The sequence below is a fragment of the Photobacterium phosphoreum genome (genome assembly GCF_002954725.1).
Lineage (GTDB): Bacteria > Pseudomonadota > Gammaproteobacteria > Enterobacterales > Vibrionaceae > Photobacterium > Photobacterium phosphoreum.
In genome coordinates this window covers 1062785-1086401 of the sequence record NZ_MSCQ01000002.1, presented here as the reverse complement: position 1 = coordinate 1086401, position 23617 = coordinate 1062785, and the positions used below count along the sequence as shown (strand labels likewise).

Annotated in this window: 13 protein-coding genes; 4 read left to right on the top strand and 9 right to left on the bottom strand. The window is 39.0% G+C overall.

The genetic code is table 11. From position 1 onward, the window contains the following. Window position 1: 1 nt before the first annotated feature. From BTO21_RS16640 to BTO21_RS16630, 3 genes are all read right to left on the bottom strand, one after another. The gene (locus BTO21_RS16640; protein ID WP_045028463.1) at window positions 2-2131 is read right to left on the bottom strand and encodes a tRNA(Met) cytidine acetyltransferase TmcA; all 2130 of its coding nucleotides are present in this window, start codon (window positions 2129-2131) and stop codon (window positions 2-4) included. Window positions 2132-2236: 105 nt separating this feature from the next. Beyond that, the gene (locus BTO21_RS16635) at window positions 2237-3211 is read right to left on the bottom strand and encodes a ParB/RepB/Spo0J family partition protein (protein ID WP_045028462.1); all 975 of its coding nucleotides are present in this window, start codon (window positions 3209-3211) and stop codon (window positions 2237-2239) included. A 7-nt stretch (window positions 3212-3218) separates the two neighbouring features. Beyond that, window positions 3219-4433 (bottom strand): AAA family ATPase, encoded by a 1215-nt coding sequence (locus BTO21_RS16630; protein ID WP_045028461.1) that lies wholly within the window; start codon window positions 4431-4433, stop codon window positions 3219-3221. Between the two features lie 1346 nt (window positions 4434-5779). On the opposite strand from BTO21_RS16630, the gene BTO21_RS16625 reads away from it, so the two are divergent. Then, the gene (locus tag BTO21_RS16625; protein WP_105026920.1) at window positions 5780-7780 is read left to right on the top strand and encodes a replication initiator protein RctB domain-containing protein; all 2001 of its coding nucleotides are present in this window, start codon (window positions 5780-5782) and stop codon (window positions 7778-7780) included. Between the two features lie 128 nt (window positions 7781-7908). Continuing rightward, window positions 7909-10188, top strand: coding sequence for a patatin-like phospholipase family protein (locus tag BTO21_RS16620; RefSeq protein ID WP_045028455.1), 2280 nt, complete (start codon window positions 7909-7911; stop codon window positions 10186-10188). Window positions 10189-10428: 240 nt separating this feature from the next. Here BTO21_RS16620 and BTO21_RS16615 read toward each other — a convergent pair whose 3' ends face one another. Next, complete coding sequence (locus tag BTO21_RS16615; RefSeq protein WP_045028454.1) at window positions 10429-11661, bottom strand: serine/threonine protein kinase; 1233 nt, start codon at window positions 11659-11661, stop codon at window positions 10429-10431. A gap of 467 nt (window positions 11662-12128) precedes the next feature. Here BTO21_RS16615 and BTO21_RS16610 point away from each other — a divergent pair, with 467 nt between their 5' ends. Further along, complete coding sequence (locus tag BTO21_RS16610) at window positions 12129-13046, top strand: helix-turn-helix domain-containing protein (protein WP_045028453.1); 918 nt, start codon at window positions 12129-12131, stop codon at window positions 13044-13046. 57 nt (window positions 13047-13103) lie between these two features. Here BTO21_RS16610 and BTO21_RS16605 read toward each other — a convergent pair whose 3' ends face one another. From BTO21_RS16605 to BTO21_RS20120, 3 genes are read right to left on the bottom strand one after another with little or no spacing between them, the layout of a single operon-like run. After that, a complete protein-coding gene (locus tag BTO21_RS16605) occupies window positions 13104-14558 on the bottom strand; it encodes a sodium:solute symporter family protein (RefSeq protein ID WP_045028452.1) in 1455 nt (484 codons plus the stop codon). Between the two features lie 9 nt (window positions 14559-14567). After that, window positions 14568-15518, bottom strand: a complete 951-nt coding sequence (locus BTO21_RS16600) for a DMT family transporter (protein WP_045028451.1) — start codon at window positions 15516-15518, stop codon at window positions 14568-14570. Further along, window positions 15515-15667, bottom strand: coding sequence for a hypothetical protein (locus BTO21_RS20120; RefSeq protein WP_156731383.1), 153 nt, complete (start codon window positions 15665-15667; stop codon window positions 15515-15517). Before BTO21_RS20120 ends, BTO21_RS16600 begins: the two co-directional genes overlap by 4 nt. 302 nt (window positions 15668-15969) lie before the next feature. Here BTO21_RS20120 and BTO21_RS16595 point away from each other — a divergent pair, with 302 nt between their 5' ends. Continuing rightward, window positions 15970-20343, top strand: coding sequence for a M36 family metallopeptidase (locus tag BTO21_RS16595; RefSeq protein WP_105026919.1), 4374 nt, complete (start codon window positions 15970-15972; stop codon window positions 20341-20343). 117 nt (window positions 20344-20460) lie between these two features. Here BTO21_RS16595 and ptsP read toward each other — a convergent pair whose 3' ends face one another. After that, complete coding sequence (gene ptsP, locus BTO21_RS16590; RefSeq protein ID WP_045028450.1) at window positions 20461-22956, bottom strand: phosphoenolpyruvate--protein phosphotransferase; 2496 nt, start codon at window positions 22954-22956, stop codon at window positions 20461-20463. Between the two features lie 28 nt (window positions 22957-22984). After that, complete coding sequence (locus tag BTO21_RS16585; RefSeq protein ID WP_045028449.1) at window positions 22985-23302, bottom strand: PTS fructose transporter subunit IIB; 318 nt, start codon at window positions 23300-23302, stop codon at window positions 22985-22987. Between the last annotated feature and the right edge of the window lie 315 nt (window positions 23303-23617).

Genomic DNA, 23617 nt, shown 5'->3' with positions numbered 1-23617 from the left:
TCTAATGAATCTGAGAAGATAAAGAATAATAGCGAGCAACAACATTGCGTAAATGCTGTTGGGCTAACTTTTGACTTGATAAATGATAGCGTTGAGCCACAACGAACCAAGACTGTTTCTGTAAAATTTTGGCAATCGCAAAACCTAAATCATCATGCCAATGGCAATCATCTTGTAATAAATAATCTGACAGCCAACTTTCAAGACTAGCAACAACGACATCATAACCAAGCCCTCCCTCAATAAAAATATCAAGTTGATGCTCAATCTGTGATTGTGACAAACCATAATTTAATGGTCGTTGTACGTTATCAGCATATAATTTAAAAAATAATTGGCTATCAAGTTGATTAAATTGTTCAACCCGCTGGCAAGAAAAAGAAGCGCCAAATAACGATTGAGCGTCATCAAACCATAACCCAGCAGCATTAGATAATGGCTTAACACACAATAATGAATGATGGCCACTGGCAGCATCTTTCGTGATACCCAGCCGCAATGGACGCAATAAACAATGTGACCAAAAATCAACTAACTCACTAACAGCACCAAAACTTGTACCAATATAATCAATGTTTTCATTCATCGCCTGTTGCAATACCGTCTCAATTAATTGCGTACCAATACCTTGTTGCTGGAAGCCATCTGCCACAGCAATACGCAATATACGATAACAATGCTGCTCAGCTGCGATGGCATAACCTAAATGCGCAGCTAATGATTGCGCTAACAAATGCCCTTGTGGACGACGCTTACCTTGCATCACTAATTGCGCTAATTCCGGGTCAAATCCCCCCTCTTTAGAGACCACACAACAGCCAATAATAACCTCTGCTTGTAATGCAACAATAAGAGTTAAATTAGGATCATCCAGTAATTGCTGAATATCATTTGGCGATGTTTGATAATGGGCATTAATTAATAGCCCAAAAAGTTGGTTTAATAATACTTCATTGACAGCCAGTTGTGCTGCAGCTAACACCGTATAATCAATCGATACTGTAGCAGGAGCCGCCTCTATTACACGAACATTAGGGGCTTGCGCTGCGAGTAATAATGCTTTAAAAATCCAAGCTTCAAGTGGATCACCTATCGCCCATCTTATCGGTTGCTCTAGACAATAACTGCGCCATTGCGGCATTTTTTCAGTTAATCGTTGTTTAAATTTAATCTCAAAGCCACGTCCTGTACCTTCATAACCATGGATCGTTGTCGCAAAAACTAATCGATTATGACGGCCAAGCAAATCAGTTAAAATAGCTGCAGGGATTGCCGCCGCTTCATCAACAATAATAAAATCGAAATTTGAAGCTTCATTCACAATCCTATCGACTGCCACAAATTCAAGCCGACTCGCCCCTACATGCAATTGATGACGATGTGTTTGCTCAGCTGCCGCAAGTCGTAATTGAGCATGTTTAAACACTGTTTCAGCACAGGCAAATGAAGGGGCCGTAACGGCAATTTTAATCGTTCGAGTTTGTAATAATTCTGCGGCGGCAATACCTAACGCTGCTGATTTTCCACGCCCCCGATCAGCAGATAGCACTAATGGCCGTTTACGATGCCCTGTGATAACTTTAATTATCGCATCGACAGCTTCAGATTGGCCACTGGTTAAACAGCAACGCTGAGTGTTTATATCGCTAAATATTGGCGGCAACATAACATCAGCAAGCGCTGCAACAGAAGGCGATAATAGTAGCGGCTGTGATTGTTGGATAAGCATCACTTCTGGGCTGGAAAATAAACGACCTAAACGTTGATAGAACGGCGTTGCAACATGACTTAATCGCCATGTTGGTGGGGCAATAATAACTAATATACCACCGCCTCTAATTGTGCCAGAAAGCGCTCCTAAGCTATCAGCATTGATACCATCAAGTGCATTGATAACCACCATATCAAACTCTTGTCCAAGCCATTGCTTCGACTGTTTAAACGATGATGATGTAAATGACATTGGTGCATTATCACCAGCCCACAACCGCTGTGAAAAGTGTTTACCAATAATCACAGCACCGGTTGCAGCCCATTCAAAGCTACCTTCTAATACCACTAATTGACGACAAAAATGCTGTGATAGCTGCTGTTGAAGTTGAGCAAATAAAGTCTCTAACTGCACCGACATAAATAGATCCATGAATAAATGACAGACAGATCATAACACAGCCATCACAGGCATAAAAAAACCACGCATATAGCGTGGTTCTTATTAAGCAAAATAAACCATTAATTACTTTAGATAATCATTTAAATAAGCCAATACATCATTAATTTGACGATCACTCATCTTTTTCAATTTAAGCTGCAACTTATCACCATCACGCATATAAGAGACTTTACCCTTAATTAAATCTTGTGATGTCGGTTTATCAATAACAACTTTAGGATGTAATTGCTCACCTAATTGCTCTAGTTTTCCCGTCACTTCACGGGTAATACGGCTAATTCCTTGCGCATTGATTGTTTTCCACAATGACGCATTATCACCACTTAAATCAGCAATCATGTGTTGCTGTTGTTCATGGTTCAAACCAAAGAAAATACGATGAAGTTTCACAATCGTCGGACGACCAAGTTCACCAACACTTGGATAAGCCATTAATAATTCCATCGGTAAACTGGCCGCTTTTAATGCGCCACTGACTAATGCTTCACTGCATTGTAAATACTTAGCCAATTCTTTCTGGTCAGCTACTTTACCGGTGTCTAACAACGACTGCATCTCTTTGCCACGTTCAAACAATGATAATGGCTTATGCGCGTTAGCAACATCTGATAGGAACTTAGCGTGTTCAGTATTGATACCTTTTGCGACATAAATTAAGAAATCTTTATGAGCAATAATACAAGACATACGACGGCGACTACCGTCTAAGACTTCAATTCGCCCATCATCAAGCCAACGTCCCACTGCTGGGTATTGCTGACCACGATCTTTTAATGTCACTAAAATATCAGCTAAAGCATGCTCATTTAAAAACGCTTGTTCACGCGCATTTTCAGCAAAAACGATGGTTTGAGTACTGACATCATCTGCATTTACTTTTACTAATTCAAACGCAACAGTATCTTCACCCGCAACAGCTAATTCAATAACAGCCGCTTTATCACGAGCTGCTGTTTGTGCTTCTGTAACGTTCGTCGCACGACGTTTATCTGCTTTACCAAACAAACGTGCATTAAGATCTGTAGTTTTAATTGCCATCTGTCAATTACTCCTCGTTCAAGTTTGCCCAGTGGCTGTGCATAACACGTTCTAATTCAAGACCCACTCGTTGAATTGCTTCCTGAGCGGTTGAAAGGGTCTTTTTTCCCCCTTCAAATTCAGCAGCAGTAAGATCAAAAACGGTACTATAAGTATCGGCACAGGTCTCAAAAGCACGGCTGCGTGGTACTGTTGCCATCATTACTTGCTCACGTAACAAATAATTCATTTCTGTTAATACCGAAACTTGTTTTTTATTATCATCTTCAAACATGGTTGGCATTAAACGAATAAACTCTAATCCGTGCCAATCTTCGGGAAACATCTCATAAACAGTAGGTAAATGCTGAAAGAAGTTAACTGTTGATGCCCAGTCTAAACGTTTTGCTGCACAAGGAATAATCAGTGCATTAGATGCATACATTGCATTCCATACCAAAGGATCGATGTGGGGACCGGTATCAATCATGATGATATCAAACTCATCTGCGATAGGATCTATCACCTTTTCTTTCAGTAAACGAACGATATCAAGATCTTGATTTACGGCTAAATCTTGCCATGCATCAGCATTAAACATCGCATCTTCAGGGAACGCTGCTATGGTTTTAAGGTTTGGATATTGGGTTGGCATAACCACATTATCCATCACAAAATGCTTATCCGTTAACACACCTTCAGGTACATTATCTAACATCACATCGACAGCAGAATAAATAGTTTCTTGTTTGCCAATACTGATCAAAGGGTTAAGAAATAAACGTAAAGATCCTTGAGGATCAAGGTCAATAAGGCAAATACGGTACCGTTTATCTAAATCTAACGCTAAACACGCAGCAATATGCACTGCCGTCATTGATTTTCCAGTGCCACCTTTTTGGTTCTGAACGTTCACTACCCAAGGTTTACGTCCAGCACCTTCTCGCTCATAAAAGGCTGGTTTTTTTGCAGAAGCCATTAATTGATGTGCTTCTTCAAGGGTTATTGAATAATGGTTAGCTTTATTTTTAGTAAATTGATGACCCGTAGCTTCCATTCGTGAGATTGCATCATCCAACTTTCGGCGCGTTAAGCCTGAACGCGTTTCCATTAATGCTTTTGACATTGGTGGAAAAACCTCGTCACGACGCTCTTCTAAAACAATTTCAATACGATCGGCTTGTACTTGTTTAGTTTGCTCTGCAATGTTGAGCAAATTTTGTATCGTCTGTTCCCTATTCATTATTACTCTACGCCATGATGATTGACTGTTTATATTGTACAATAAACAGCAACATAAACAATAAAAAGCTGAACAAAAACATGTGACATTATTCTCACATAAAAACATGATTTAATGCAAAAAGCATAAATTTTTACATTTTTTAGACTTAAATCTAGCTTCATCATCTAACTAATTACCCAAGAAAAGTTATTCTGTGAAAATGTTACAACGTCACAAGTTTACAATGTAAATCAGAATATGAGCTATTTTCATCGGAACAATGAAAAAGAGGGGACATTTTACGGGGGATGTTATTTCAATATCAAAAATGGATATTATGTTGATAATATAATAATGCTAATGAAATTACTCAATTTCATTAGCAAATCAGCCTAAAATAGGAAATAACGGTGAATAATCTAAAAAACAACCTGAAATTAAGTCTTACACTCTCAAAAAAAAGCACTGGTACTTGATCATTGTTCCATTGAAAATAAACAAAATATGAAACGATGATCAAGAGCTAATAAACAGTAAAATAAGCGTATTTACAGTGTCTTTTAATCATATTAATAGCGGAAAAATGATCAAGAGTGGCAATCATAATCAGGCAGGTATATTAAACACTACGGAAGCATGTAAAATAGAGGTCTAACTACGGAGAATGCTTATTCAATAAGGGCTGAGAGAGATAAAGATCAGATTCAAATGATAAAATAGAGACGACTGTTAACCGATAACAGAAGATTGAAATACACATAGAGACTGATGATCATTAATCCAACAACAGATAAATGATATTCAGCAGCCTTTTTACGTCGAATGTCATTTCAATAAAGTGTCAACTCAACTTAAAATTAACGATGAAATGAATATTTAGGTATGAAATAGCCGCTTAAAAATTGAAAATACGCTACGGTGATCATCTTTCCAGCCCTAAAAGCGCATCATCTTGTATGAACCGTCACTTTCAGTACTGCAAATACACCTCTTTCTACTCGCACTGTGGATAACATTGTGGAAAAGGTGATAACTGATGATGATCATGCTTTCAACTTTATCCTGATCATGTTTTCAACTTACTAATGATCATCGTTCCACCGTTATGATGATCATGCTTTCAATCTCTATATGATCATGCTTCTGTCTTTACATTGATCATCGTTCCAATACCACTTTAAATAATATCATTTATAAACAATATGTTACATGTAAAAAAATCACCTGATCATTAGATCATATTATCAATAAGATCAGTTTTAATCATAAAGATCAGTTTAAAAAACATTAAATAAAAAACTTTATTTATTGATCTTTTTCTATTAATCTTTACGGAAAGATGATGCTTCTACGGCTAATGACAAATGAATTCCGCTCGAAATACAAAAAAAAATCCGATTGATAAAATATTGATCGAAGCACCAAGATCACACAAAGATGGTCATTTATTTGTGATCCCAGCAAATTTGGTAGACTGGTTACCTCAGTACCAACATTTTAAAGGTGTAACCAAAAGTATTATTGAGCTATTGAATATTATTTCATTACGTGGCCTATCAACCCAAGATGGTATGGTTTCAACAACAGAACTTATCGAAGCGACAGAAGGGCAATTAACACGAGCCGCTATTCAGCAACGCTTACGAGCCGCCGTTACTGTTGGTTTATTTAATCAACAACCGGTGCGCTTTGAAGAAGGTTTAGCTGGCAAAACAATGTTACATCACTTTATTAATCCAGCATTGCTCATTTCTCAACTTGGCACTGGAAGTTTACTTTCTGAACAATTTAAGCAACGTGAAAAACAAAAACGTTCAAAAGCATTAGCCCAAAATCCTGTTAATCGTCGTTTACTGACTGAATATGGTTTGGGCACTCCGCCGTCAATGCCAGATGAAGCCGATCAAATTGTGGTATCACCCACCAGTTGGGCTGGTATCATTGATCAGGCTTTAGCACCACCACGTACTAAAAAAAGTTATCAAAAAGCGATGGTGGCGATCAGTGGTACTAAAGCGATCATTGAAACACGATCGTCAAAGTCGATCATGACTGTTGATGATCTTATGACCTTATTTGCATTGTTTACGTTAACAGTACAATACCATGATCATCATCTTGCTGATTATGAAATTCAACTACGATCAATGGCAAATAAAACCCCTGTATACATTACCGATATATTGGCATTACGCGGTAAAAAAGACAGTGGACCTGCGCGTGATTCAATTCGCGAAAGTATTGATCGTATTGAATTCACTGACTTTCAATTACATGAACTAACTGGCCGTTGGCTAAGTGAAAACATGCCAGAAGGTTTTAAAAGTGATCGATTTAGATTTATCGCGCGTACCATTACAGCATCAGAAGAGGCCCCTCAAGAAGGTGAAGATGGTGAGATTCGAATCAAACCAAATCTGTATATTCTGGTTTGGGAACCTTCCTTTTTTGATGAATTATTAACGCGTGATTACTTTTTCTTATTTCCACCCGAGATTTTACGTCAACATACTTTAGTGTTTCAACTGTACACATTTTTTAGAAGTAGAATGTCTCGTAGAGTGGTTGATTCAATGCTTTTAAGTGAATTGAATCAAAAGCTTGCAAGGAATATTGAATGGCGTCGTTTTTCTTCAGATATTATTCGTGAATTGAAAAAATTAGCGGAAGGAAAAGTGACAGAAACCATGTTTGCTGTGAATCTATGGGGCTATCACTTAACCATTTCTGCTGAAGAAATTGATAAGCGTTATACTGATTATCGGATTGATATTAAATCTGATGCCGAAGAAGTTATTCGTTATTCTCGCGCAAAAACAACCAATGAAGGCAAGCGTAATATGGCACCTACAATGCCGAATCCATTACGTAATGAGATTATGCCCAAACAAGCATTGGATCAATTATCAGCGATTATTGATGGTGAATTTGAACCTATTCAACGTAAAGAACCACGTCCTCGTGGTCGTTTAGGGCGTCGAATTAAGTTACGTAAGCATTTAGTTGAAATTAACGCGGATGAGCTCACCATCGTTTTATCTAAATACACCTCTTCTGAAGCGCTACAACGCAGTATAACGGCATTATCGGCAATGACAGGGCATCCAGCGACGACAATTACAGAAGAGTGTCATGGCTATTTAGAGAAGCTTGATTGGCTTCATGTTGCGGGTGAACGCGTCAGCTATGAGACCTTAAGTAAAACGGTTGAGTTGTATAATAGCCGTCAAGATGAGCGTCATTTGTCCATTGAGCGCTTAATATCAGGTTTAGCTGTGCGCCGTAAGGTTTGTAAATTAGTCCATGAAGGTCATATTACCGATCAAGTATTAAGCGCATTAGATGATGTAGCGAAAGGTATATAATCTGCGAAGTATCAAGAAAGAGAGTGCTTATAGACTCTCTTTTTGTTTTAATAAACATCAAAGAGTTAGCATGTTATAGCGGATCTGTATTACGTGTTACTAAGTATTATTGTTAACGGAGTTAGACGATGTTGTTCAGTAAAAAGGATCTTAGCGGTGTTTTATTTTGTATTATTATTAGTACACCGACTGCTAATGTCTATGCTGCAGCAGCAGATCGTCCCGTTATTGAGCGTCCTAAAATTGGTTTAGTGCTTAGCGGTGGTGGTGCTAAAGGTGCCGCCCATATTGGCGTGCTTGAGGTGCTAGAAGAAAACCGTATTCCCGTAGATATCGTTACAGGCACCAGTATGGGAGCTTATGTTGGCGGTATGTATGCGATGGGACTTTCAGCGAAAGAAGTTAAACAACGTACGTTTGAGACTAATTGGAACACTGGTTATATAGATCGCGCGAGTCGTAATGATTTATCGTTACGTAGAAAAAAACAAAATGATACTTATCAATTACATACTGATTTGGGTTTAGATATTGATGGTGAGTTTAAATCTCGTCCTGGTGCTTTTCAAGGACAAGGCTTAGCGGTTATTTTACGTCAGCTTACCAATAATCTACCCGCACTAAAAACCTTTGATCGTTTAGCTATTCCTTATCGTAGTGTTGCGACGGATATTACTAAAGTCACACCTGTTGTCATTGGGTCTGGCCATTTAGCTACTGCAATGCAAGCTTCAATGACCGTACCTGGCGCGTTAAAACCTGTTCATTTAGATAATAAATTATTGGTCGATGGCGGGGTTGTTAATAATATGCCTGTTGATGTTGCCAAACAGCTTGGTGCTGATGTGATTATTGCGGTAGATCTTCGTGATAGTTTAATGCCGAAAAAAGACTTAGACAGTGCGTTAAATATTGTGTCGCAATTAACAACTTATATGACTAATGCCAGTGCTGATTTTCAAAAAAGCTTAATGAAGCCAAGTGATATTTATTTACAACCAAATGTTTCGTTCATGACTGCAGCTGATTTTGATAAACTTGAGCAAGCTTATCAAGCGGGTCGAAAAATAACATTAGCGTCACTACCACGTTTATTACCTTATCAGTTATCTTCCCAAGATTATGCCGAATATAATAAACAAAAAAATATTCGCCGAGTACATTTATCGGCTCATGATTCTTATTTTATTGATGATATCGAAATTATTAATAATACTAATTTACCCGATAAAACATTATTATCCCAATTAGAATTAAAAATAGGGAAAGTGATTTCTAACGATGAATTAGAACAGGCGGTAAAACGTTTACAAAGTGAAGATATTTATGGGCGAATTAATTATTCAATAAAACAAAAAAACAATAAAAATATTCTTATTATGGATATTAATGAAAAGTCTTGGGGACCCGGATATTTAAACTTTAGTCTCGCATTTGAAGATGACTTTGAAAGTCGTTCTGATTTTTCATTTGGTGCTCAATATATTTACACCGATCTTACTGATAAAGGTGGAGAGTGGTTACTTGAATGGCAATTAGGCAGTTGGAAAAATATCACCACTGAATTTTATTTTCCAATCGATTATCAACAACACTTTTTTACTGCCTTTGGTGCCGAAACCAGTAATGAAATTCGTCGGTTTGATAATTTTACGTATTATGATCTAAATGCAAATGAATTAAAAAATATTGATGCTAAATATAATCAAACTAATGCTTATGTCGAAATGGGATGGAATATTAAGCCTTGGGCGGCATTAACGTTAGGTTATCAAGCTCAAACGGGTAGCATTACTCTTTCTTCAATTGATCGTAAAGACAATTATGATTTGTATGGTCCCTATCTCGATCTGACTTATGATGATTTAGACAGCTTTTTCTTTCCCGCTAACGGCTCTTATTTTAATAGTGAAATTGGCTATAGTAATACCTTACGTCGACCTGATTTTGGTAAGCGGGAAGCCGGAGATACAGTATATTATAAGCTATCGATAATTAAACCATTTACATATAATAGACATACCGTTGTCGCTTCTATGAAAACAGCTGGCTCAGATGCCGATAATTTATTGCCTATTTATGCACAAGATCTTGGCGGGCTATTTAATTTATCGGGTTATCATCGTTATGAATTAAATGGACGCTATAGTGCTTTAACCAGCTTAGTTTATCGTTATCGAGTGATTGATAATAATTTTGGTGCGATTAAATTACCAGTCTATGTTGGCGCTTCGCTTGAAAAGGGAGGAGTGTGGGATCGCAGTTCTGAAATGAGTTGGAATAGTGCAATCACTGCGGGTAGTGTTTATGTTGCGGTCGATTCTATTTTAGGTCCAGTTTATTTAAGTTATGGTCAAACGTCTACCGGTGAAAGCTCATTTTATCTTTCATTAGGTGGAACATTATAAATATAAATAAGACTGTGTTTTATTCTGTTCTTTATATACTGATATGTGCTAATTAAATTAATACTTTATTTAGCACTGACAAATAAAAACCATTTTGGTTGCTAATTATCAGTGATATAACATTTTTGAGCCCTCGTTAGCTCTTTTTTTATGCTTGATTTAATAAACTATAGCGATAAAAAAGCCCCTTAATAATATTGCAATTAAGGGGCGAATATAAAAGTATAAATGGAGAGTTAATTAGTATTCCCAATGCTCAATATTATGTGATCCGCTAAATTGATTAGGGAAATAATCTTCACATTTACCTTCACGCCATACATCTGCCGTTGCACAATGTAGACCACCACCAAATGCATAAGCATCACGTAAATCGACTGGAATAACATTAAAGCCAAGCTTATCAAATTGCTCCATTTGGGCTTTTTCACTGGCTTCAACACAGACAGTTTTATGATCAATGATTAATGTATTCATTGATAACCATGTGCTTGAATAGCAAAGAGGTGGAGGGTTATCCCATGCAGGTTTAACGGCTTCAACAATCTGCCAATCGTTCTTTTCGAAAATTTCACGTTGGCCAGCAAATAATGGTCGATGTGGATTGAGTAACATGAGTCCTGGGCGTAGAGGACAGAATGTTGCATCAATATGAATCGGATGGTTATCAGCAAAGCTTAATGTATGAATACGGTAACCCATTAGTTCATATTTACGCTTGATCCAGTGAATACCGGCTAAGTTAGTAGTAAGGCCATGTTGAACAAAGATATCTTTCCCTAAACGCATCACATCTGCGGCATCAAATAAAATATCGGTCTCTCTGGTGCTGTATTCTTTATTTAATGAACGTGCCATTGTTTCTTCATCAGATAGATATTCATAGGCGGCGACATAATCCATACGGAAACTATCATCTGATAAACGTGGGCGTGGTGCTTGTTCGATCATACATTGTTGATCTGATTCAAAATACTCACGAAGAAGATCGGTATATGCCAAATATTCGAAATAGCGGCTACGAAAGCTCATCGGTGCCATTAACATACTTTTACCCATGGTAAGCAAGCAGTCACGAGGCGGCATACAACCAAAGCCAGAACTAATTGAAAAATCAGGTGTATTGATACTATTATGCCAGTCAACTGCCCCTGGACGGTCGACGATAATACCGCGATTTTCAAGGATCTGAGCAAAGCCATTTAAACACTCATTAGCCCGATCGATAGATTCTTGAGTACGACGACCAGCCTTACTGCCACGCATTGGAGAGTCTGCAGGAATTTTTTCATTACTCGCAGGGCAAGCTTCTGGAATATGTTGGTTATCAGCAATACCCACGATGACATGGCGAAGAGGATCAAAATCATTATAAGATTCAACATGTAAGCCAGGTCTAACATAAGGTACACCGGATTCTTTACGCTCAAGAGGTAAAGAAGCATTAGGATAAAAGTCGTTAGAAATACTCATTGCAATTCTCCATGAGAACGAATCGTTGTATTGAAACAGTGTTTATTGACACATTGTTTATTTAACGCCCGATAATAGATGTTTATTATTGTTATTTAACAATGTGTTATGTCGCTGCTTCTCGCTATTAAAGGCTTTATGTTGTGCTCTTCAATACATTTATAATGCGCCTTTAAAATGCATTTTATAGCGAAGTTCTGCCGATAAATGTCGATTATATGCTGAGAGTGGAATTTATCGTGGTTGTTACAACTCTTTATTATGAAGAATAAAAAACAATCAGTAAGGATGATATTTATGGCATTATGAGTATGCTTATTTCAGTTATTACTTAAAAACTTAGATGGTATATCACATATTTAAAAAAAGGATATATAGTGTCAGTGAATAGCCGCCCACTTTCAACTAAACCATCTAGATCTGTCGTATAAAGTGGTAATAATGGAGGCATAAAAAAAGGGGGGATTATGTATCAGAAGATAATAGCAAATACACCTAAATTTTTAATGTTTGATTTACAACCATTAACTGAAAATAAGAATTTTATTTTTGGCGCTGATTATATATTGATTCGTCCTAAACAAAATGGCTGTATATTACATTTATCATCAACTCAAACACCATTAGTAGTAGGGCAATTAGTATTATTAGCACCTTTTAATCCATTTAAAATTAATATTGATAATAATAAGATTTGTGTAGGAGATGTGTTGCATTTTAGACTAAATGCATTAGGCCAAACGTTTATTGATAGTGTGCAGTTTAGTAAAATAAAAAATATGTTAGATCATGCAAAACAAGGGTTATTATTTGAAAGTGAGTGGTTAGACCCATTATTTGAGATTATGGATAACATCGAGAATACTTTTGATTTTAAGCAATTGCTTAATATATTAATGTTACTTGATCAATTAACAAAAACACAACCTAGTCAAATATTAGAAACCCATCAGCTTGCTTTTTCTACCACTAAAAGAACTGAAAATCGTATTGATAGTGTGCTGCAATATCTTGCCACCAATCTTGCTGAGCCACTGACAGTGACTATTGTTGCCCAGCAATTACACATGGCTGAAAGTACATTTTCGCGGTTTTTTCATACTCATCTTGGTGTGACATTTCGGCAATATTTAATTGAGCAGCGGGTGAAACAAGCAGCAAGATATTTAGTGTCGACAGATTGGAGTATTGCTCATATCGGGGCAGAAGTAGGCTTTTCATCGTTATCAAACTTTAATGAAAAATTTAAAACATTATTGCATGTCACCCCTCGGCATTATCGAGCCAATCACGTTGCGTTACGGGAAAATATTGGTCATTCACAATCGATACAAGGCCAAGTGCAAAAACAATTTCATCAATGGCAAACCGAAGCTGTGCTATAACAACAAGAGCATAACGCAAACATTATTCTCTTGTTGTTTTTATGTCTCGGTTTTAGGCTAACGTAAATAATTAGCGATTAATTGATATTGGCTACATTTTGCTACTAGTGCATAACTGCAGCATGCTAATAATGAAGCATAAAGAGGGGCTTCAACCCAGCCTAGATGAAACTCAACAAACAATAAGCACCCACTAAAAAAACCAATCACTAATGCACTGAGTGCGGCATAAATATTACCGGGTAACCAATGGGCTAATAAGGTTGGTGCGACTAATGCCGCCATCAATGTTCCCGAGCCTAAAATGGCTAGCATGGACAACATAAATGGTGGTGCAAAGAGCATAATAATAAACCCGAGCCCACCGAGCCCAAACACAGCACTGCGATTAAGTAATAATAGCTGCTTTGCCGTCAGTGATGAATGTGGCCATAGTGCCTGACGTAAATCATGCGATACCGCCCCTGAAATAGCGTGTAAGACTGAATTTGCGGTTGATTTCATTGCAAATAAAATAAATAAAGTAACAATTGCAGATAAATAGGGCGACAGGAATTGGGTAAGAAAGACGGGCATTGCATCGTCAGGATTGGTCAGGGTGGGGACTTTTACTCGAATATAACACCCAACAATAGGCACAAGGCTTAATAAACATGCCATTGGGGTCATATAGGCGGCCACATGATGCAATTTAGTGGTATTCGCAAACGCCATAAATCGCACCGACATATAAGGCAGGGTTGCACTGTAGATAAACGCATAGGGCAGCACCATCAACACATGCCAGCGACTACTTCCATAAGGGCCTGAATCTTGCGGATCTAACAAGTTTTTATCAATAGCATTAAGTTGTTCTATTAATACCTGTGGCGGTAAATCTGTAAAAATAGTCACCATAATAATAATGGCAGATAAACACATCCCGAGTACCATAAAAGTATCCGTAAACGCAACCGCAGCCAGCCCACCAATAGAGGTGTAGAGAATAATGATCGCTACCATAATAAACGAGGCGGTTGTTTGACTGATACCGAGCCATTGTCCTGCTAATAACCCTAATGCTTTAATTTGTCCCACTAGAAAAATCAGTAATAACACAATGGTGATAATGGCACAGAATGCTTGGGTAATACGTTTTACACTTTGTGGACCCTCATGACTGACGGCAATATATTCAGCTATTGTCAATGTACCCATAGTTTGCGCTTTTTGATGGAGAAATCGCGCACAAAAAAGGACCGCTAAAATCATCGCGGGCGCAAAGAAAAAATTACCTAACAGTTCAATCGCTCCATATTTATAGGCAACCCCAGGGGATCCCATGAATCCCCACCCCGAAAAGGCCGTAGCAACGATAGTAGAGGCCCCAACAAAAGGACCTAAACAGTTAGCAGCTAATAAAAAACCGCCCTCATCCTTGCTACTGTGCATCACTTTATTACTGTAAAGGGCTAAACCGACCATAATAGTCACGGTCACCAATAGTAAGCCCCAGTTGAGTGAGGTATTCATAGTGTCACCTTATGATTGCGGATGGGGTTTGTGAGATTGCGGCTTATGAGATAATGTCTGTTTTTTGATGATATTAATCACGATCTCTCCCATACCACCACCGATAACGAGTACACCACCAATGGCTTGTAGAACGGTTAGTGATTCACTAAAGACGAGAATACCTAACCCAGCTCCAACCACTGTTTCTAAATAAGAAATACAGGCCAGTTCAGCAGCTTTTAAATGCTTAGCGGCAATGGTTAATAGTGATAATGCGCCAAAGCCAATAAAGAATCCCATTGAAAGTAGCCATAACCATGAGGTGCCATCCATTGCTGCTAATGATGGTGGATTAATAACAAAGCAAATCGCAATTGCTATCGCACCAAATGAAAAGTTAAATAATGAGCGAGAGTCTGATCCAATATCGGTCCGGTAACGACTAAAGAATAAATACAGGCCATAGCCGATACCTGACATTAATCCCAGAATATCACCGACCATATTCTCTTTAGAAAACGACAGCGACAACGTTAGCCCTGTCTGAGGGGTATAACTAATAATGCCGATAATAAATAAACAGCCAATAAATACCGCGGTTAACATTGATGCTGTTAAGGCGGATATTTTTTCCTTTAAGAAAATTGCCGCTAAAATAGTTGAGAAAACAGGGCCGGTATAAATTAAAAATACCGCATTGGCTAAGGTTGTATATTGGGTCGCAGAAACATAAGCGGCGAGACATAACCCTAAACAGACGCCACTTGTAATGACAGCGGGGGTCAGTTTAATATTTTTTATTTGTTGACCTTTACCTTGGTATAACATAATGGCAAAAATACAGATCGCACCAACCAACATACGCGTAAATGCGATTACATCCCCACTGGTATTAATATTTCGAGAAAATAAGCCAACACAGCCCATGAGTGTGGCAGAAACAATCATCGTGGTATATCCAAGCGTTTTAGGGGTCATTTTATATTCCTTGAATGGTTACTATTTGATTGGTTAACCAATGATCCACCGTGGGAATACTGTTGATAGATAAAAATACCGCAGACAGTGATCCACAATGTGATATTGGCAATAATAAAAGCATCAACTGCCCAATAACCTGTTTGCATTACTCTTTCCTTATATTTAAGCGGTGGGAGTAATTAAGGGAAATGCTAACTATTTATTAATGACAATAATTGATGATTTTTGCGAGATGAACTAGCTAAAAGCTGCCGTAAAACAACCAATAAACGCTAGAACGTTTTGAATGAGATCTGGGGCATTTATATAGTGAGGTAAGGGCGATACTTTTTGGATGGCTAAATGGCAGTCTTTATAATAAGACGTAATCAATAATTTACGCTCTCTATAATTTTATCTTATGTCAGGTTGGCTGACGTTATAAGTAAAAATTAGAGAAGGTCGCATTATGAAAAGGCTGTATTATTGGGTTTTACTGTGTTTATTGTTATCGATTATTGGTTGTAATGATAGCAGCTCAAAAGTAGATGCGGTGACTGTTGATTTCTCGCCTAAATTCAGTGCGTTCCAAATCTTAAATGACAATAATCAAGTAACGGCTAAGAATGGACAAGCACCTATATTAGTCGTGGGTAAGTTAACCGTTACTAATGTAGATGAAAATACGACGGAAGAGTTTGATTGGAAAGCGTCCTTAGATTTAGACAGTTTTGAAATATCGTCGGCAACAACGGTAGGATTAACGCCAGCTAATTATCATTTTGTGCTTAATTTACAGTATAATGAACAAACCTATTATGGTGAGTTTACTACCGAGGTTACGGGTGATAATGCGCTGGTTGATATGGTGGTCAGCCCTGTTTTAGGTAATATTGATACTCAAATATCCATTAATCCTGAAATGGCAAAACTATTTTTTAATATTGATCCTGCTCAATTAAATTTATTAGCGTTGAATAATCCTATCATCGGTATTGAGATTGATAGTGCTGCCGAGATGAAGTTTGCGATTAATCCTGCGACATCACGGTCAGACTTATATTTCAATATTGCGTTTGGTAATTATAATTTAGGGGTCAATTTTTATGATGATAATAAACATCTAGGTAAGCTTGCACTTGCTAATTCACCACTGGTTATTGATGCCACGACCACCAGCCTGCAGTATGACATTGTGCCATTAATGGCGATCACGAGATTTAATTTTAATTCTCAAGGCGATACGACTAATCTAACCATTGAAATTCCTACCAATATTGTCAATTATGTCAATGAGCTTAATAGTTTACGTACTCAACTCAAAGTGATTAACCCTGATAGTATGATCGTCTTTGATGATGCAATTATATTTAATCCTCCAACCAGTACCAATACGGCTTATCAAGTGACAGTGCCATTAAATTTAAGTTTTGCAGATGCAAATAGTGAAGCATTGTATTTAACGCTTAAATTCTTTGATGATAGTAGTCAGACCGCTGTTAGTGCGTTTGCCAGCTGTACATCGGATAACTTTGTTTTAGCCAAACAAGATAAAACTCTTGGCTGCCAAGTGACGTTTAATGATTCAGAAGTTGATGTGAGTACCGCGTTAAATGCTCAATTTATAGTCAATGTCTATGATACCAATGGTAACCCAATTAAAGGTGCTGAAGTCTATATTGATGATGCTTCAATCCCTATAGGCACTACAGGAGAAGATGCTTTTACCACCGATGGTGCGTTGGTCTTTACCACTACAGTTGGTGCGCATGATATTAAAGCGCAAGCAATTGGGTTTATGGTGCAAAAAGCAGTGACGGCGGCACCATTAAGTATTAATAACGTTGATTTATATTTATCCCAACGACAAGACACCACCGATCATATTGAAACGGCTAATTATGATATGCGAGTCGCTTCAACTGCCAATGTAAATATTACTCCTACCACCACACAGGTAAATGCTCAAACGACATTAAGTCAACGCCTACCGACTCTGAATGTGGATTACGATAAAAAAACCGGTGTCGCGCGGGTTATCTATAATAAAACGGGTTATTTAACTGAAGCGGAGCCTGCTAAATCGACAGCAACGGTGGTAATGGACTTTCTTCATCAGCAGCGTGACTTATTGCGGTTATCCGATACCGATCTTACTAATGTGATTCAGCAAGTTCGCCAAACCCAAGCCACTGGTTCACAACGGTATTACTTTCAGCAACAACGTTATGGGCGTGATATTTTTAATGCTTTACTGCAAGTCAATGTCAATCGAGATGGGCGTATTTTAAGTATTAACAATGATTTTTCACCTGCGGTTGATCAGGTCATTGTTAACAAAGCAACGCCAGTGATTTCAGTACAACAAGCTATCATTAATGGTGCGAGGAAAGTCGGGATCAACCTGATTCATCAGCCAAAGATCGACAGTGAAGATCTTAGTCGTGACGATCAAAAAACCACGTTAACGGCAACGACCGCCTCGAAAGAACCAATTGATGCCACACTGGTGTATTTTCCCGTCAAAGGCGATCAATTACGTCTAGCATGGAGCTTTATTCTATTTACCCACGACCAACGTCATGTTTATCAAATGCTGGTGGATGCTCAAAATGGTGATGTACTGGCATTCTTTGACCAAGTTGATAGTGACAGCTATGAAGCTTTCCCTATTCCAGTTGAATCGCCAAATCACGCCACGCCACTGAATGCGCGTCAAACAATGACCAATCCAGCAGCAAACCCGGGTTCACCATGGCAATGGCATGATCTCGATGCCAGCATTGGCGCTGAATATACCATTATGCGCGGTAATAACGTTCATGCGTATAATGACTCAAATAATAGTGGCTCACCAACAGGGACTGAGCCTGATTGTGGTGCTGGGCTTAATTGTTTATTTCCATTGGATTTAGCGTTACCGCCAGCTGACAGTAGTTATGCTGCTACCGCTAATTTGTTCTACTGGAATAATATTATTCACGATATTACTTATTTGTATGGCTTTGATCAGGCATCGGGTAATTTTCAAGTCAATCAATATGGTGGCGCAGGACTTGGCGGTGATGATGTTCGTGCTGAAGCACAAGATGGTGGTGGCTATAACAATGCTAATTTCTATACCCCCGCAGATGGCAGCCGACCTCGAATGCAAATGTATTTATGGAATTTAACTACCCCTGATCGTGATGGCGATTATGATGGTGCGATTATTGTGCATGAATATGCCCATGGTATTTCTAATCGTTTAGTTGGTGGGCCGACGAATGTGAATTGCTTAAGTAATTATCAGCGTCCTTCAGAAGGGATCAGTGATTTATACGCCATCATGTTAACCCATCCTGCAGGTATGACAGGTGCCGATCCGCGTGGTATGGGAACCTATGTATTAGGACAACCAATAACAGGGGCTGGCATTCGTCCGCAACAATACAGTACCGATCCTGCGATTAATAATTATACCTATGAAAGTATTACATCTGGTATGTCAGTGCCGCATGGTATTGGCTCAGTATGGGCGCAGGCGGGTTGGGAAGTGTATTGGGCATTGGTGAATGAGCATGGGTTTGATAGCGACTTGTATAATGCCGTCGGTGGCAGTGGTAATCAGCGCGCGTTGTTATATTTCACTGAAGGGTTAAAAAATACTATTTGTTCGCCAAGCTTTATTGATACTCGTGATGGCGTTATTCAAGCGGCGATTGATAATTACTCTGGTGAAGATGTGTGTTTAGTGTGGCAAGCGTTTGCTGATTTTGGTTTAGGTGTTGATGCGACGTCGGTCAGTAATAATAGTCTAAGTGTTACTAATGGCTTTGCTATTCCAGCGGCTTGTGATGTTACTGCTGATGTGTGGGTTGAAGATACCCATTATGATTACACTGGCACCGCCCCAGATACCGGTAATGAGCCTGATGCGAATATGGTTGGGCAGAGTATGTGGCGCAGTAAAGCCATTTGGAATCGTACCACGGTGGGGAGTACTGGCGGTCATCAAAACCCAGAGTATGGTCAACCGAATGAGATTAATGTCAATGTTAAAAATCGCGGTGCTGCGACAGCCTTTAATACCACAGTTGAAGTGTATTGGGCACACGCAGCGACGGGATTATCATGGCCAGCAGATTGGACCTTATTAGGCACCGATACGATTGGTAGTTTAGCCGTAGGCGCTGATATAGCGGCAACAGTAGGGTGGACACCACCAAGTACGGGACACTACTGCTTAATTGCTCGCTTGGTTAATCCACAAGATCCAATGACCAATCCTGAAACCAGTAATATTAATTATAATACTCGTTATAACAATAATATTGCGTGGCGTAATATGAATGTGGTGGATTTATTAGCCAACTTAACTCAACAAATTAACTTTATTGCCCGTAGTATTACTAAAGATAGTAACCCGATCATTCTTCAAATTGGTACCGCAGAGCAGCAACGGTTTTTACAACAAGGTGGGCAATTACAGATCAATTTAGTTAACTTTACCGGTAATGATGAATGGCAAACGATCACCCAATTGCCGCATATTATTCGTAATCTAAATGCTGTTGTGACCTCTAATAATCAAGGTTTAAATGAAGGGGAAGTTAAATTGCTGTTTAAAGCTGATCCAATGGCAATTACTGATAATACTCGTGGTATCTATCAACTTGATGTGATGCAACTCGATGACAATGCTAACCAAGCCAATGGCGGTATTGCCTATGAGATAATTACACGTACTCATCTTACTGATAGCGATAACGATACTATTCCTGATATACAAGATCTTGATGATGATAATGATCAGCAACCTGACACTAGTGATAATTTCCCGCTTGATGTGTTGCGACAGTAATAGACGAGTAGCGTAAAATAACGAAGCCCCGTAGTTGCTGTTTTAATGGCAACTACGGGGCTATTTTTATTTTATCTCACTGATTTTTATCTCACTGATTTTTTGCTGTGTTGAGATTTATAAACCAATTTGTTCGGTAATAATCGCAATAATTGCTTCTGGTGATTCAGCCTGACGTAAACTGTCACGGAAACTTTCATGAATAAGCTTACGTGCAAGACCAGCAAAGATTCGCATATGTTGATCGCCTTGGTCTTTATTCAACGTTAGCATGATAACGAAATCAACTTCACCAGAATCTGACATCCAATCAATCGGCTTATCCAGATGCGCAATACTGATACTTGAATGACGAATATGGTCAGATTTAGTATGTGGAATCGCAAAGCCATGCCCTAAACCGGTAGAGAATACTGCTTCACGTGCCCAGACATCTTCTTCAAGCTTATACACTTCATCTGTACGGCCTTGAATACCCAAGTTACCGACCAGTGCTTGGATCACTTCTTCTTTGTTAGCAAAATCTGCGGTTTTAAATACACATTGCTGAACTAATATTGGTTTAACTTGTGCTTGAGCGTGGCGCTGTTCAAGTAGAGCTTCAACCTCTTCAATAGTGGCGCACTCACATGCCTCTGCAAATAACGTTTGGCTATCTGCGAAGTTTATCTCGGTTAACTGTGCTTTGGTGGCGGCAATTTTCGGTGCACTCATACTGATTTCATCAAGACCTGCACCGACTAATAATGGCAATACTTTACTGTCTGCGCCAAGCTCACCACATAAGCCTACCCATTTACCATGAGTATGCGCGGTAGTAACCACTTGCTTCAATAAGCGCAGGAAAGCAGGGGCTAAGCTGTTATACAGTTTTGATACGCTGGCATTATCACGATCAACGGCTAATAAATACTGGGTCATATCGTTGGAGCCAATACTAAAGAAATCCACTTCTTTGCAGAACAAATCAACAATGAATGCTACTGATGGGATCTCAACCATGATACCTAATTGCAGATCAGCATCAAAAGCAATGTTTTGGACGGTCAGTTGTTGTTTAACAATTTCTAGCTGTTGCTTAACCCAACGGATCTCTTCAATGCTTTGAATCATCGGGATCATGATTTTGGCTTTGCCATGCACCGAGGCACGTAAAATCGCGGTTAATTGGGTATGGAACAGTGCCAAGAACTGCGGGTAAATACGTACCGCGCGGTAACCTAAGAACGGGTTATTTTCATGGGGTAGGGCAAGGTAATCAATCGGCTTATCGCCACCAATGTCCATGGTACGAATGATCACCGGTTTACCATTGGCTGCTGTGAGTACTTCACAGTAATGATTAAACTGCTCTTCTTCATCGGGTGCTTGTTGACGATCCATAAACAGCATTTCAGTACGGAATAAACCAATACCTTCAGCCCCTTGTGCAAAGGCATTATCTGCCTCAACTGAACAAGCAATATTGGCAGCGACTTCGATAGTATGGCCATCAGCCGTTGTCGCTTGCTGGTGGGCATATAAACTTTGCTGTTGCTTTAGAGTATTTGCTAAAGTGATCGCTCGATTGAAGTAACCGCTAACTTCGATGCTAGGCTCTATAGCCAGTACACCTAATTGAGCATCAAGATAAACCTGATGATCTAATGCCGCTGCACACTCTTTGATTTCAATACCAGAAAGGGTTGGAATATTAAACGCACGCGCCAAAATTACCGTGTGTGAGGTACTGCCTGCATGGGTTAATACCAAGCCTTGCAATAATGCTTTATCAAGCCCTAAAAATTGACTTGGGGTTAAATCGTTCGCGATAACAATACTCGGTTGTTGTAGCGAAAATGCAGTTTGGTTATCCAATACGTTAGGGTAAGCCGCGGTTAATAACTGAATCGAGACATCTTTGATATCCAGTACGCGTTCACGTAAGTAACTGCTTGCTGACTGCTCAAGTTGATGACACAGCTTTTCCATCACCGCTAAAATAGCATTGGCAGTAGAATGGATGGTTAGCAGCGTTGTGACACCATCAATGAAACTTGAATCGTTAATGATTGCTAAGTGAGCACTGGTAATTTCTTGTTCGTGGTGTGAGCCATTAGCAATGGTGTGATTTAAGTTAGCGCTTACTTGTACTCGTGCTTGCTCAAAACGTTGGGCTTCATTGTCATCGTGTGCTGCTGTTGCAAATTGCTGCGGATCAATTTGACTCATTGCGGTTAATACACCGTGACCAATGCCTGGAGCAAGGCGCTTACCGGTGATTAATTGTGGCTGGTGGCGAAGTAGTGATTGCGGTAACACAATTTCGCTATCATCCGATAACGTTTCTAATGCTTCATCACAATGTGGAAATTGTTGTTCAATGTAAGTTTGAAGGGCCTGACACGCTTGTTCACTGTCTGCGCCTTCAAAGTGTAAAGTGCAGTTATCATTTAATAGCGTATCTGTACCCACTAATGCTAACACACTTTTCGCATCACCTGAATTATTAGTGCGGTGATTGGTTAGTGTAATTTGACACTCAAATTGACGGCACTGTTGTTCTAAATGGTTGGCTGGACGTGCATGGATACCATTAGGTAAGACACATTGAAACTGAAATTGGTGAGTCATAAATAATACGCCTTAAATTTATTTAATGTTATTGGTGAGCTAACAACAGTTGCTGACATTGAGAAAAAATGCGTCGTGGATGCTGTAATGCATCTTGAATAGAAACTTCTAGACAGCGATGTTTTGTAAAACGGTCACTCTGCTCGACATTAATATCGGCGGCGAGGATAACAATATCAGCACGCTCAACATCCTGGTCGGTGAGGCGATTTTCAATTCCCATGGCTCCTTGGGTTTCGACTTTTATTGTGATCCCGAGTTTTTTCGCTGTCTCAGTGAGCTTGTCGGCTGCCATATAAGTGTGTGCAATCCCTGTTGGACATGCGGTAATCGCGACAACTCTCATGTGTGTCTCCTGCTGTTAAATAATCTAGTGCTTGGGCAATGAGCTCAATATAAGTAGTTCATCGTTAGCAAGATAGAAGAGAAACGACGCTTTTATAGGACATTTGTAACCGTAATAACCAACCGTGATAGGGATCTCATTGCTTTATCGAGTGATATTGACATTAATGATTAGCATTTTTGTGCGTTGTTGTTGATGGCTGCTTTATATTGTGGTGATTTTAAACGGAGGTGGTTGTATATAGTGGTGTGAGAGTAACGGTGAAAACAAAAGATAATTGAAATCGCTGGGGGGAATAAAAAGGCAGCATGAGTT

Excerpts from the sequence above, each read along its gene's own strand:
- BTO21_RS16640 (WP_045028463.1), bottom strand. The coding sequence starts at position 2,131 with ATGTCGGTGCAGTTAGAGACTTTATTTGCTCAACTTCAACAGCAGCTA.
- BTO21_RS16635 (WP_045028462.1), bottom strand. The coding sequence starts at position 3,211 with ATGGCAATTAAAACTACAGATCTTAATGCACGTTTGTTTGGTAAAGCA.
- BTO21_RS16630 (WP_045028461.1), bottom strand. The coding sequence starts at position 4,433 with ATGAATAGGGAACAGACGATACAAAATTTGCTCAACATTGCAGAGCAA.
- BTO21_RS16625 (WP_105026920.1), top strand. The coding sequence starts at position 5,780 with ATGAATTCCGCTCGAAATACAAAAAAAAATCCGATTGATAAAATATTG.
- BTO21_RS16620 (WP_045028455.1), top strand. The coding sequence starts at position 7,909 with ATGTTGTTCAGTAAAAAGGATCTTAGCGGTGTTTTATTTTGTATTATT.
- BTO21_RS16615 (WP_045028454.1), bottom strand. The coding sequence starts at position 11,661 with ATGAGTATTTCTAACGACTTTTATCCTAATGCTTCTTTACCTCTTGAG.
- BTO21_RS16610 (WP_045028453.1), top strand. The coding sequence starts at position 12,129 with ATGTATCAGAAGATAATAGCAAATACACCTAAATTTTTAATGTTTGAT.
- BTO21_RS16605 (WP_045028452.1), bottom strand. The coding sequence starts at position 14,558 with ATGAATACCTCACTCAACTGGGGCTTACTATTGGTGACCGTGACTATT.
- BTO21_RS16600 (WP_045028451.1), bottom strand. The coding sequence starts at position 15,518 with ATGACCCCTAAAACGCTTGGATATACCACGATGATTGTTTCTGCCACA.
- BTO21_RS20120 (WP_156731383.1), bottom strand. The coding sequence starts at position 15,667 with ATGCAAACAGGTTATTGGGCAGTTGATGCTTTTATTATTGCCAATATC.
- BTO21_RS16595 (WP_105026919.1), top strand. The coding sequence starts at position 15,970 with ATGAAAAGGCTGTATTATTGGGTTTTACTGTGTTTATTGTTATCGATT.
- ptsP (WP_045028450.1), bottom strand. The coding sequence starts at position 22,956 with ATGACTCACCAATTTCAGTTTCAATGTGTCTTACCTAATGGTATCCAT.
- BTO21_RS16585 (WP_045028449.1), bottom strand. The coding sequence starts at position 23,302 with ATGAGAGTTGTCGCGATTACCGCATGTCCAACAGGGATTGCACACACT.